Raw genomic sequence first — 11,771 nt, 5'->3', positions numbered from 1 at the left:
ACTACTTTTCTCCAATAGGAATTTTCTTTTTTAAATCGAAAGGTCCGTAATTTCGCATTTGACGAAGGATCCACTCCTTTCGCGATTGAATGTAGGTTGTTGCCGGACTTGCCTTGTATTTCTTTGGATTTGGAAGGATGGCTGCCAAGGCAGCGGCTTCGTATTTAGTGAGTGTTCCAGCCGATTTATTGAACCAATACCAACTAGCGGCTTCAGCACCATAAACACCATTACCCATTTCAATACTATTTAAATACACCTCCAGGATGCGTTCTTTAGACCAGAACAGCTCGATCAAAAAAGTAAAGTATACCTCAAAGCCTTTCCGGACCCAACTCCGTTTTGGCCATAAAAAAACATTTTTAGCTGTTTGCTGACTAATGGTACTTCCACCTTTTAACCTTTTTCCTTCTTTATTGGTTTCAATAGCATCTTCTATGGCTTCCAGATCAAAACCATGATGGGACAAGAACTTCTGGTCTTCACTACAAATAACAGCAAGTTGGAGATCTTCGGAAATTGACTCTATTGGGACCCATTCGTGTTTCCACACCACCTTCTGCCCATCCTGTTTCTGCTCAATATTCCTGATAACCATCAAAGGGGTTACGGGTACCGGCAACCATTTATAGGCCAGCACAAAGAATATGGACACAACGAGAAACCAAAAAAGTGTTTTGAATAATAGCCTAAAGATCTTTTTAATCATTACCAGCGGTTAAATTTGCTAAGTCTGCACCTATTTGAGACCCTATGGCAACTCCCATTCCTCCTAACCTAACCCCGCAATAAACATTCTCTGAAAGTTGTTGTACGATCGGTTTTTTTACCGATCCGACCCCCATGATACCACTCCAACGGTGCTCTATTTCATGTGGTGTATTTGGCAAGATAGTAGTTTTAAGGAGTTCTTCCAATTTATTTTGAATAAGTGGTGTCTGGGCCAAGTCGGTGGTGTTTTCGCCTTCAATATCCAGATTCCGCCCCCCACCCAGTAGGATCCTGCCATTAATATTTCTAAAATAATAAAACCCTTTATCAAGATGAAAGGTACCTTTAAACGGTAGTTTTTTAACTGGTTTGGTGATAAGCACCTGAGCTCTGGCGGGCTCTACATCAATATTGAGTAAATTTTGAGCAAAACCATTATTGGCTATTAAGAGATTTTTGGTTTTAAACTGAAAGTGATCGGTGGTTACGTGTACTCCATTCCGGAGATCTTCAAAACCTGATACAGAGGTAGCATTGAGAATGTGAATGTTCTTTTTAATACACCTTTTCAGTAATTGATCCATCATTTTTCCGGTATCAATCTGACCTTCAAATTGATTAAAAATCAAATGATCTTGAATATGGTTAAAGCCAAATTCATTCTTTTTAACTTTAAACACATTCTTTTTAAAATAGGGTTTTAACAATTCATTAATACGCTCTCTATTTTCCAGGCATGACTCAAAGAACTCTCCTTTAGTTTTTAAAAACAACTCATAACCTCCTCTATTTTTATATTTAATATTTTTTGCGCCGAGGTTGTTTTTCAACAGTTTAAGTCCTTTATACCGGAGTTGAACCAATTCGATCATTTCATCTTCGGTATGCAGGTTCAGGTCATCCAAAAGCTCCGAAAGACTCCCAAAACACGCAAAACCAGCATTCTTAGTACTTGCGCCTTGCGGGAGCACTCCTTTTTCCAAAACCAGGATGGAAGCCTTGGGATGGTTCTCCCTGAGTTTCAAAGCACAGTTTAAACCAACCAAACCACTTCCGACAATGGTGTAATCGGTGTTTGAAATCCACTGTTTTATTTCCCAATAGCTAAAATTCATACTATTATACGTGAAAGATGATACCTGACTCTTTTTTAAATTTAGGGATTAGATTTTTATCATACACCTAACCGTTAGTAAAATTACACAGAAGTATCATTCAATTTTTTGAATGGTAAAATGATTTCCATTAAAGGAAAGTTGATCACCGACAACCTTATTAAGCAATAATTGTCCGACAGGTGTTTGAAGTGAAATGGCAAAAAAGGAAATTGAATCAACCATAAAAGTTCCGGCGCTGATACTTAAAAAGTAATTGGCTTTATCTGTATAAACAATACTACCCAGGCAGGCACTCGTCGTTTTATGAAGGGGGTCTATTTTGGCAAGAATGGTTTTTAGTTTTTCCAGTTCAGCATACTGTTTTCCTAATTTTTCACGCTCCAGATGCATCATTGCACGCCCAGTTTCATGCTTATCTCCAGCACTGCTTTTAGTTTCAGACAACAACCCTTCTTCCAGCTCATCCATTTGAATTTTGAGCATGCTAAGCTTATTATTGATGTATGAGGAACATTGTTTGTATAATTCTTCTTTAACCATGGAATAAAGATATTTGGAAACCGCTTAAAAACAAACAAGGAGCTTAAAAAGCTCCTTGTTTAATATCATCAGTCCCTTCTGAATTAATCTTCAATAGGTTTTATTTTAAAACCTTCCATAAACGCAGTGGTATAATTACCTGCAATAAAATCAGGATCATCCATTAATTGTCTGTGGAACGGTATTGTGGTTTTGATTCCTTCTATTACAAATTCATCAAGGGCGCGCTTCATTTTATTGATCGCTTCTTCTCTGGTTTGCGCAGTTGTTATTAACTTGGCAATCATTGAATCGTAATTTGGCGGAATTGCATAACCTCCATAAACATGGGTGTCTAATCTTACTCCATGACCTCCCGGAGCATGTAATGTGGTTATTCTACCCGGAGAAGGACGGAAATCATTGTATGGGTCTTCCGCATTGATACGACATTCGATAGAGTGTAATTTAGGCGTATAGTTTTTACCCGAAATAGGCACACCTGCAGCCACTAAAATTTGCTCCCTGATTAAATCATAATCAATTACCTGTTCCGTAATCGGGTGTTCTACCTGAATACGGGTGTTCATTTCCATGAAATAAAAATTGCGGTGTTTATCTACCAAAAACTCTACAGTTCCAGCGCCCTCATACTTGATGTATTCCGCGGCTTTTACTGCAGCCTCTCCCATGGCATCACGTAATTCATCTGTCATGAAAGGAGAAGGTGTTTCTTCCGTTAATTTTTGGTGACGTCTTTGGATTGAGCAATCTCTTTCAGAAAGGTGACATGCTTTACCATACTGGTCACCGATAATCTGAATTTCAATATGGCGAGGTTCTTCAATAAGCTTCTCCATATACATTCCATCATTACCGAAGGCTGCAGCTGCTTCCTGCTTGGCACTTTCGAATGCTTTTTCGATATCTTCTTCTTTCCAAACAGCGCGCATTCCTTTACCTCCACCACCAGCGGTAGCTTTCAGCATCACAGGGTACCCCACTTCTTTGGCTAATTTTTTGGTGTCTTCTAAGGAACCTAATAATCCTTCAGAACCAGGCACAACCGGAACTCCGGCTTCTATCATGGTTTCTTTGGCCGTGGCCTTATCCCCCATACGGTCTATTTGTTCTGCTGAGGCTCCGATAAATTTAATATCGTGCTCCTCACAAATTTTAGAAAATCTAGAATTTTCAGAAAGGAATCCGTATCCGGGGTGGATAGCATCAGCATTTGTGATCTCTGCGGCTGCTATTATATTAGGTATCTTTAAATAAGAATCTTTACTTGGTGCCGGCCCTATACAAACAGCCTCATCGGCAAAACGAACATGCAAGCTCTCGGCATCAGCGGTAGAATAAACAGCTACGGTTTTAATCCCCATTTCTCTACAGGTTCTTATAACGCGTAGTGCAATTTCACCTCGGTTTGCTATTAGTATCTTTTTAAACATAGTGTTCAAATTTTAAATCTCAAAAATCAAATTCCAAAAATTTGGGATCTGGAGTTTGGGAATTGTGATTTAACTATTATGAAGGGTCTACTAAAAACAATGGTTGATCAAATTCTACAGGTGAAGAATCGTCAACCAATACTTTTACAATCTTTCCAGACACTTCAGATTCGATTTCGTTGAAAAGTTTCATTGCTTCAATCACACAAAGCACATCTCCTTTACCAATTGAATCTCCAACCTCTACGAAAGCTGGTTTATCTGGAGAAGGTTTTCTGTAGAAAGTTCCGATAATCGGTGATTTCACGGTAATATACTTACTATTCTCTTCTTCCTTTTTATCCGTTGCAGCTGGTGCTGGTACAGCTGGTGCTGTTGCAGCCGGCTGAGCTACAGGCGCATGTGGTTGTGGCACATGATGAGCTCCCATTGGAACTTGCTGAACGATGGTAGTCTCTCCTTTTTCTTCAGATCCTGTTTTAATAGTAATCTTAACATCGTCCATCTCAAGTTTTACTTCACTTGCACCGGACTTGGCTACGAATTTAATTAAGTTTTGAATATCTTTTAACTCCATGACGTAGGTTTTGTTAGTTTCTAGTTGTTATTAGAATTAATATGCCCATTTTAAATAAATCGATCCCCAGGTAAATCCACCACCAAAGGCAGCAAAAACCAGGTTATCTCCTTTTTTCAATTGATTCTCATAATCATTGAGTAATAACGGAAGGGTTGCGGAAGTAGTATTTCCATACTTATCGATATTTATCATCACCTTTGATTCATCGACTCCCATTCGGCTGGCTGTAGCATTAATAATACGCATATTCGCCTGATGTGGCACCAACCATTGAACATCCTCTTTCGTAAGGTTGTTTCGTTCCATTATTTTAGCAGATACATCAGCCATATTAGAAACAGCAAATTTAAACACTGTCTTTCCGTCCTGAAAAACGTAGTGTTGCTTATTCTTAACGGTTTCTTCCGATGCGGGTAGGATTGATCCTCCTGCCTCAATTCTCAAGAAGTCGCGACCCTGGCCGTCACTTCTTAAATATTCATCCTGTAATCCGAGACCTTCTTCGTTTGGTTCGAACAAAACAGCTCCCGCACCATCACCAAAAATGATACATGTTGCGCGGTCTGTATAGTCAATAATAGAAGACATTTTATCGGCTCCTATTAATAGTACTTTTTTATATCTTCCTGCTTCAATATAGCTAGCTGCCGTAGACATTCCATAAAGGAAACTTGAACAAGCGGCTTGCAAATCGTATGCAAAAGCATTAGTAGCACCTATATTAGAGGCTACATATGCAGCAGTTGAAGCTACTGGAAGATCTGGTGTAGCTGTAGCTACTAAAACTAAATCAATTTCTTCGGGGTTTAAGCCTTTTTTCTGAATAAGGTCTTCAGCGGCTTTAATGGCTAGAAAAGAGGTTCCTTTACCTTCTTCCTTAAGTATGCGCCTTTCTTTAATACCGGTTCTGGTGGTTATCCATTCGTCATTTGTGTCAACCATCTCTTCTAACATCTTGTTAGTTAACACGTGCTCCGGCAAATATGCTCCTACAGCTGTAATGGCTGCTGTTATTTTACTCATAACACAGTTTTATATTACTAAACGTGCAAAAATGTGCAAAAATTGGTTTAAAATACTAATTTTTGCTCAATTTTTATTGCAAAATAGGTTGATTTTAACTTTTAGAAAAGTTTTTCAACAAAAAAAACTCTCACCTTTAGAGTGAGAGTTCGTAGTTCTCTATGAAATTGCCTTATGCAACTTCTTCAGTTGTATTGTCGATTAACACTTTTCCTCTGTAGTAAAGCTTACCTTCATGCCAGTGAGCTCTGTGGTATAGGTGAGATTCACCAGTTGTTTTATCTACAGCAATCTGAGGAGCTGTCGCTTTATAGTGCGTTCTTCTCTTATCTCTTCTAGTGCTTGACTGTCTTCTTTTAGGATGTGCCATTTTTCAATCTTATTTATCCGTTAATAGCTTTTTTAAAGTATCCCAACGAGGATCCGTTTCGTTATTATTGTTACTTTTTTCTTCTTTAGGCTTTAATTCTTCCAGCTTTTCAATTATATCCGATGATAATGTTCCATCCTCAATACCCGGATGCACCCTTTTAGCAGGGACAGCTAACACAATCATCTCATATATATATTGAGCCACATTTATTTGATGTTCCCCATGAGGAATAATCAACAACTCTTCATCTTCATCATTGTATTCTTCTCCATGCTTCACAACCAAATGTAATTTCCCTTTTACGGGAAGATCAAATGGCTCATTTGACAAATCACAATTTACATTCACTGTACCTTTTGCTTTAAAGTCCAGCTCCAGCATATTGCTTTTTTTGTCAAGTACAATATCTACCTTTATATCGGCATTATTGAACTCATCATAATTAAAAGCTTCAAAGAACGCATTTTCAATTTTATAATCGAACTGATGCTTAGCCTCCTTTAATCCAACAAATGGAATATCAAACTCCTTGAACTTCTTCATTTTAGACATCAGTTTACCTCCGACAATTTTCGGGAGTGCAAAGATATAAATTTTTATTTACGACAATAATGTTATCAACATTTTTTTGTTTATAATTTAGAAGATAGCTTTTTTAGAGGGTTTGAAGTTATCTCTTTATATTCCAACCGATTCTTAAAAATATGTATCGCAGTAAACAATGCTTCTTTGAACGAGGCTGGGTCTGCCTCACCTTTTCCGGCAATATCGTAACCTGTTCCATGATCGGGAGATGTTCTCACTTTACTAAGTCCTGCAGTGTAATTAACTCCATGACCGAAAGCCAGGGTTTTAAATGGAATTAAGCCTTGATCGTGATACGAAGCAAGTACGGCATCAAACTTTTTATGAGCCCCAGTAGCGAAAAAGCTATCTGCAGCATAGGGTCCGTATACCAATATTCCGCTTTCGTGGATTTCTTTTATAGTTGGCCTTAACACCGCATCATCTTCCTTCCCGATAACCCCATGATCTCCAGCATGTGGATTGATTCCCAAAACAGCAATTTTAGGTTTTCTGATTTTAAAATCCTGTATCAAAGATTCATTAATTTTAAATACTTTCTTTTTAATCAGTTCAGGGGTTATATGCTTACTCACCTCTGTTACCGGCACATGATCTGTTAGCAGACCCACTTTTAATTCATCCGAAACCATAAACATCAAAGAGTCACCTTCCAGTTCTTTAGCAAGATAATCGGTATGCCCTGGAAATTTAAAATCCTTTGACTGGATATTATGTTTATTGATAGGAGCCGTAACCAATACATCTATTTTATCGGCTTTAAGTGCAGCGGTTGCAGCTTTCAAAGAAAGAAAAGCGTATTTCCCTCCTTCTTTGGTCTCCTTACCATATTCAACATTTGGAGAATCTTTCCAGACATTCACTACATTGAGCTTTCCTTCTACCGCCTGATCTACATTATCAACCCCATTATAATTAGCCTGGATCTTAAAGTATTTACGCTGGAATGACAAGCTTTTAGTCGACCCAAAAATAATTGGGGTGCAAAACTCAAGCATTCTTGCATCTTCAAAGGTTTTTAATATTATTTCAACTCCTATTCCGTTAAGATCTCCGACAGAGATCCCTACTTTTATTAAAGATTCTTTCTTCATCATAAATTCATTTTATACAGCACGCTGCGCTTTCTTTTCTTTTTAGCGACACATTATAGTACCTTTGCCTTAGAAAAAGCACGAGCTATAGAAAACAAAATTAATTAATTCGTTCTAATATGTTTACTGGAATTGTAGAAGAATTGGGAGTAATTAAAAACTTACGTAAAGAAAACGACAACTTACACATTACTGTGAGCAGTAAAATGACTCCTGAATTGAAGATAGATCAAAGCGTTTCACACAACGGTGTTTGCCTGACGGTAGTTGCCATAGACCATGATGAGTATACGGTAACAGCGATAAAAGAAACGCTTGACAAAAGCAACTTAGGCACCCTGGGGGTCGGGCATTCGGTTAATTTGGAACGCGCAATGAAACTTGGGGATCGACTCGATGGCCATATTGTCCAGGGACATGTTGACCAAACGGGCACTTGTGTAGATATAGTTAATGAAAATGGTAGTTGGCGTTTTACTTTTGAATATGACCCTAAAACCAATAATGTGACGATCGAAAAAGGCTCTATCACTATTGACGGCACCAGTTTAACAGTTGTTGATTCGGGAAAAAACAGTTTTAGCGTTGCAATCATTCCTTATACCTACGAACACACCAACTTTAAAAACTATCAAAAAGGCAGTACGGTGAACCTGGAATTTGATGTGATAGGGAAATACGTTAAGCGTTTACATGAAATAAGTTAATCGATTAAAGTTTTGACAGGTCTGCTTTAAGACCTGTCCATTCTTCCATTAAGGCTGCAAACTTCAACTTCATTTCAGGACTCATATTTTTAACCCTTGCCCCATAATGATCTTCGTTAGGAATAACAAACGATTTTGCATTTACCTTTCCAGAAGGAATTACCATATTAGCACTCCAGGTATCAGAACCTCCATAGATATAAATAATATTACTCCCTTCTTTAGACAACCACTTTAGCAGTTTCTTATTAAGTTCGTTTGAGAAGACTATATTTTTTAACTTTTTAGGCACAAAAACTGCAGAGGGGTCATCTTCAAAATAGTCCAAGTACTCTTTAAAAGGCTTAACATCGTAACCATAATACCCCAACTGTGTAGCTGACTGATAATAATGTGGGGCAAATTTTTCCATTGTTTTATCGCTATAGAACCCGATGTTTGAAACTGCCAAAAAATGCTCGGTTACCCTCTCCAGATTATCATAAACCGGAATAGTATTGCAAGTAAACCCCGATTGCCAAAAGGAAAAGGAATATTCTAACACTGCATATTCGTATGCCAAATCCAGCGATCCCAAATAATCGTAAGTTAACTGAGCTCCCATCGAATACCACCTTAACCGTTCAAGAATAGGTGCCTTATTTTTCAACAAAAAAAGTTGAAAATCTTTTATTTTATTCCTGCACTCTTTGGTTCCGATGGTGTCTAAGAATTTATATATTCGTTCATCCTTCAGACCATTATTGATAGGCGTAACATAAGGTATCGAGACATCGACATCTTCAGGATAAAAATACCTGTAGAAAAGTGTTAATTGCCCCCCTTTACTAATTCCTGTGCTAATCCATGTATTATTGTAAACTTTCTTAAACAACTGCCTGATGGCATGTAAATCTGCTACGGCTTGTTCAACTGTTAAATACTGCCAAGGCTTTTCGGAAGGCACAGAGGCTCCATAAAAACGATGCTCTACATTTATATGATTCGCATCGTAAATTTTTTCCAACTCATTAGACTCCCTGTATAGGCCATATCCCTGTGTACTCATTAGGGTGGGATTATCGAAACCACGATGACGTACTATTACCTTTTGCTCAAAAAAACCTTTAAGGGTATCATTATGATCCAGGGGTTGCCTTATTTTAAGCTCATAAACCTGAACAGAAGGATCCTTTTCTGTAACTTTTTCAAAATGAATCCCCGGAAGTTTATTCAAGGCATTTTCAAATGTGGTCACCCCGGCTTGAGATCTTACTGAAGTAACAAGTACAAACCCTATTATAATAAGTACAACATTTTGGACATCAATATTTAAGAGCTTATTCTGCATATGGCTTTTTTGATAAAGGGCTTTTAAATCTGAGATTTAAAATACTGATTTTTGTTCATTTTTTTAAACAAGAGTTAGCTTTTTACATTTTACTATATTTATTTCTGTAGGCAATTGGAGTTAACCCGGTTAACCTTTTAAACACCGTTCTGAAGGCCTTGCTATCTGTATACCCTACATCGTACATTACATCGTTTACATTTTTTCTAGTGCTTTCAAAATCACGTTTAGCGGCTTCTATTTTAACCCTTTGAAGGTATTCTATCGCTGTGTTTTTTGTAGCCTTCTTAAACCGCCGTTCGAAACTTCGTCTGCTCATCGCCCCCAGGTCGGCCAATTCATCTATAGTAATTTTATCCTTGTAATTTTTTTCCAAATACTCTTGAATTCTCAAGACATCGTTGTCATTATGCTCTTTTTGTCCTTTAAAAATTGTAAATGCCGATTGACTATTTCTATCGATATCAATTGCAAAATATTTAGAAGCTAATATTGCTGTATCTCTATCCGTATATTTTTCCAAGAGGTACAACAATAAATTCCACAAAGAATTTGCGCCACCACTTGAGTAAATCCCTGCATCTTCTGTTATCACACATCCTTCGGCCAACTCCACCTGAGGAAAGGCATGTTGAAACTCGTTATAATACGCCCAATGGGTAGAACATTTTTTACCATCCAGGAGTCCTGAGGCAGCTAATAGAAATGCGCCAACACAGAGAGAAGCAATCTCAGCCCCATTGGTGTGCTGCTCAACAATCCATGGAATAGCATCTTTATTGAGTGCGACCGCCTTCTTCATATCGCCAAAAAGAGCTGGGATTATTACAAGATCTGTTGAAGTAACCTGGTCTATCGTTTGATCTACAGATACGGTAAAGACTCCTTCCTGTAATTTTACTTCTTTCTTACAACCGACCAATTTCACATCAAAAAGCGGTGGCTTGCCAGAGGCCCTCAAAAATTGATTGGCCGTGGTAAAAACATATCGAGGTCCTGATACCGCTGAAGGAACGGCAGTTTCCGGGGTAAAGATGCTAACTCTTTTCATTTCATGGTATTAAGACTATAAATATAGTATTAATTACTGGCGAGAACAACCCTAAAACAGGCATTTACCCCCTCCTTATTTCTACTCATTTCTTTACACTTTTACTTAAAAGAAGAATCATGACTATTTTAAACCTAAAAAGCAATTTACAGACACAGTTTGACAATTTTATTGAAACGGTACAAAGCTTTGATAATGCCTCCCTGAATAAAATTCCTTTTAAAGGAAGTTGGACAGCCGGCCAGGTAGCGCAGCATATCATAAAAAGCACTGATCAACTTCCAGATAAGAATGTTGCAGCAACCAATCGTAAAGAGGACGAAAAGGTATTGGATCTAAAGAATCTATTCTTGGACTATACGCTAAAAATGGAAGCGCCTGATTTTATAGTACCATCATTAAAGGAGTACAAGATTGACATTATTACCCAGCAACTGGAAGACATCAAAGAAAAACATTTGAATTCGATAAAATCCAAGGATTTAAAACTGTTATGCCTGGAAATGGAATTACCAACCTTTGGATATCTAACAAGGTATGAGTGGCTCTATTTCATAAGTATTCATACCCAACGGCACTCACATCAATTAGAAAACATAATGCGACATTTAAAGAACAGGAACTAATTATTACTAATAAATCCCTACTTATTTTCGAATTTTAATGGCTGAATTATTTTTAAAACTTTTAATTACGAATGAGCTCTGTATATTTGATATAACCTCCAGTTTAGACAATTTATGAAGGATGAAGTATTGAAACTCATCCATATCCCTTAAAAGCACCTTGATTAAAAAATCGTAATTTCCTGCTACATAGGAAACCTCCATCACTTCATCGAGGGTATTCATATAGGCTTCAAATTCCTGGAACTGTTCTTCTTTATGTCGCACCAGTGTCACCTGGCAATAAGCGACCAAATTTTTCCCTAAAAGATCGGGGTCAATGACAGCTACATATTCTTTTATAAGTCCACTGTTTTCCATTTTTTTAATTCGCTCATGAACGGGAGTTACCGATAAGTTTACTTGTTCGGCCAGTTGTTTCACGGACTGTTTAGCGTCTTTTTGTAAGGCTTCTAGGAGCTGAATATCTATAGCGTCTAATGAAATCATAGTGTTTTTTTCTAAGGATGGCTTTTAGAATCATATGCAACAGAATAATATTCTGTATATACATCAAATATAGGTTTATTTTCCTTATTAAAGCATATATTTTAAAATATA

At 37.5% G+C, this 11,771-nt stretch carries 14 protein-coding genes; 2 read left to right on the top strand and 12 right to left on the bottom strand.

The features are described from left to right. Position 1: 1 nt before the first annotated feature. From mtgA to pdxA, 9 genes are all read right to left on the bottom strand, one after another. Entirely contained in the window at positions 2–709 is a 708-nt protein-coding gene (gene mtgA / locus BM361_RS07280; protein ID WP_074977932.1) for a monofunctional biosynthetic peptidoglycan transglycosylase, read from the bottom strand. Then, a complete protein-coding gene (locus BM361_RS07275) occupies positions 702–1,826 on the bottom strand; it encodes an NAD(P)/FAD-dependent oxidoreductase (RefSeq protein WP_074977930.1) in 1,125 nt (374 codons plus the stop codon). Before BM361_RS07275 ends, mtgA begins: the two co-directional genes overlap by 8 nt. A gap of 96 nt (positions 1,827–1,922) precedes the next feature. Further along, positions 1,923–2,312 (bottom strand): GreA/GreB family elongation factor, encoded by a 390-nt coding sequence (locus BM361_RS07270; RefSeq protein WP_235444290.1) that lies wholly within the window; start codon positions 2,310–2,312, stop codon positions 1,923–1,925. Positions 2,313–2,452: 140 nt separating this feature from the next. Further along, a complete protein-coding gene (gene accC / locus BM361_RS07265) occupies positions 2,453–3,802 on the bottom strand; it encodes an acetyl-CoA carboxylase biotin carboxylase subunit (RefSeq protein ID WP_074977926.1) in 1,350 nt (449 codons plus the stop codon). Between the two features lie 76 nt (positions 3,803–3,878). After that, on the bottom strand, positions 3,879–4,379 hold the full coding sequence (gene accB, locus BM361_RS07260; protein WP_074977924.1) for an acetyl-CoA carboxylase biotin carboxyl carrier protein: 501 nt from the start codon (positions 4,377–4,379) through the stop codon (positions 3,879–3,881). Positions 4,380–4,415: 36 nt separating this feature from the next. Then, the gene (locus tag BM361_RS07255; RefSeq protein ID WP_074977922.1) at positions 4,416–5,405 is read right to left on the bottom strand and encodes a beta-ketoacyl-ACP synthase III; all 990 of its coding nucleotides are present in this window, start codon (positions 5,403–5,405) and stop codon (positions 4,416–4,418) included. Between the two features lie 172 nt (positions 5,406–5,577). After that, positions 5,578–5,775, bottom strand: coding sequence for a 50S ribosomal protein L32 (gene rpmF / locus BM361_RS07250; protein WP_038267752.1), 198 nt, complete (start codon positions 5,773–5,775; stop codon positions 5,578–5,580). Between the two features lie 9 nt (positions 5,776–5,784). Beyond that, positions 5,785–6,321 (bottom strand): YceD family protein, encoded by a 537-nt coding sequence (locus tag BM361_RS07245; protein ID WP_038268013.1) that lies wholly within the window; start codon positions 6,319–6,321, stop codon positions 5,785–5,787. An 89-nt stretch (positions 6,322–6,410) separates the two neighbouring features. Beyond that, positions 6,411–7,457, bottom strand: a complete 1,047-nt coding sequence (pdxA, locus tag BM361_RS07240) for a 4-hydroxythreonine-4-phosphate dehydrogenase PdxA (RefSeq protein ID WP_038267755.1) — start codon at positions 7,455–7,457, stop codon at positions 6,411–6,413. 119 nt (positions 7,458–7,576) lie between these two features. Here pdxA and BM361_RS07235 point away from each other — a divergent pair, with 119 nt between their 5' ends. Continuing rightward, positions 7,577–8,164 carry a riboflavin synthase gene (locus BM361_RS07235; RefSeq protein ID WP_038267757.1) on the top strand — a complete coding sequence of 196 codons (588 nt, stop codon included), beginning with the start codon at positions 7,577–7,579 and terminating at the stop codon, positions 8,162–8,164. Between the two features lie 4 nt (positions 8,165–8,168). On the opposite strand, the gene BM361_RS07230 is transcribed toward BM361_RS07235, so the two are convergent. Next, the gene (locus BM361_RS07230; protein WP_074977920.1) at positions 8,169–9,494 is read right to left on the bottom strand and encodes a S28 family serine protease; all 1,326 of its coding nucleotides are present in this window, start codon (positions 9,492–9,494) and stop codon (positions 8,169–8,171) included. Between the two features lie 82 nt (positions 9,495–9,576). Continuing rightward, entirely contained in the window at positions 9,577–10,545 is a 969-nt protein-coding gene (locus BM361_RS07225) for a GlxA family transcriptional regulator (protein ID WP_074977919.1), read from the bottom strand. A 119-nt stretch (positions 10,546–10,664) separates the two neighbouring features. Here BM361_RS07225 and BM361_RS07220 point away from each other — a divergent pair, with 119 nt between their 5' ends. Next, the gene (locus BM361_RS07220; protein WP_074977917.1) at positions 10,665–11,171 is read left to right on the top strand and encodes a DinB family protein; all 507 of its coding nucleotides are present in this window, start codon (positions 10,665–10,667) and stop codon (positions 11,169–11,171) included. Between the two features lie 21 nt (positions 11,172–11,192). Here the strand turns inward: BM361_RS07220 and BM361_RS07215 are convergent, their stop codons facing one another. After that, entirely contained in the window at positions 11,193–11,660 is a 468-nt protein-coding gene (locus tag BM361_RS07215; protein ID WP_038267767.1) for an Lrp/AsnC family transcriptional regulator, read from the bottom strand. Positions 11,661–11,771: the final 111 nt, after the last annotated feature.

The organism is Zhouia amylolytica, assembly GCF_900116365.1.
GTDB lineage: Bacteria > Bacteroidota > Bacteroidia > Flavobacteriales > Flavobacteriaceae > Zhouia > Zhouia amylolytica.
Note: the sequence above shows the minus strand (reverse complement) of the source record. Positions and strands in the feature narration are given on the sequence as shown.

Bases quoted from the DNA above. Each gene is read 5' to 3' on its own strand.
- BM361_RS07270 (WP_235444290.1), bottom strand. From the start codon at position 2,312: ATGCTCAAAATTCAAATGGATGAGCTGGAAGAAGGGTTGTTGTCTGAA.
- BM361_RS07245 (WP_038268013.1), bottom strand. From the start codon at position 6,321: ATGAAGAAGTTCAAGGAGTTTGATATTCCATTTGTTGGATTAAAGGAG.
- mtgA (WP_074977932.1), bottom strand. From the start codon at position 709: ATGATTAAAAAGATCTTTAGGCTATTATTCAAAACACTTTTTTGGTTT.
- BM361_RS07220 (WP_074977917.1), top strand. From the start codon at position 10,665: ATGACTATTTTAAACCTAAAAAGCAATTTACAGACACAGTTTGACAAT.
- BM361_RS07275 (WP_074977930.1), bottom strand. From the start codon at position 1,826: ATGAATTTTAGCTATTGGGAAATAAAACAGTGGATTTCAAACACCGAT.
- rpmF (WP_038267752.1), bottom strand. From the start codon at position 5,775: ATGGCACATCCTAAAAGAAGACAGTCAAGCACTAGAAGAGATAAGAGA.
- BM361_RS07235 (WP_038267757.1), top strand. From the start codon at position 7,577: ATGTTTACTGGAATTGTAGAAGAATTGGGAGTAATTAAAAACTTACGT.
- accC (WP_074977926.1), bottom strand. From the start codon at position 3,802: ATGTTTAAAAAGATACTAATAGCAAACCGAGGTGAAATTGCACTACGC.
- BM361_RS07225 (WP_074977919.1), bottom strand. From the start codon at position 10,545: ATGAAAAGAGTTAGCATCTTTACCCCGGAAACTGCCGTTCCTTCAGCG.
- accB (WP_074977924.1), bottom strand. From the start codon at position 4,379: ATGGAGTTAAAAGATATTCAAAACTTAATTAAATTCGTAGCCAAGTCC.
- BM361_RS07215 (WP_038267767.1), bottom strand. From the start codon at position 11,660: ATGATTTCATTAGACGCTATAGATATTCAGCTCCTAGAAGCCTTACAA.
- BM361_RS07255 (WP_074977922.1), bottom strand. From the start codon at position 5,405: ATGAGTAAAATAACAGCAGCCATTACAGCTGTAGGAGCATATTTGCCG.
- BM361_RS07230 (WP_074977920.1), bottom strand. From the start codon at position 9,494: ATGCAGAATAAGCTCTTAAATATTGATGTCCAAAATGTTGTACTTATT.
- pdxA (WP_038267755.1), bottom strand. From the start codon at position 7,457: ATGAAGAAAGAATCTTTAATAAAAGTAGGGATCTCTGTCGGAGATCTT.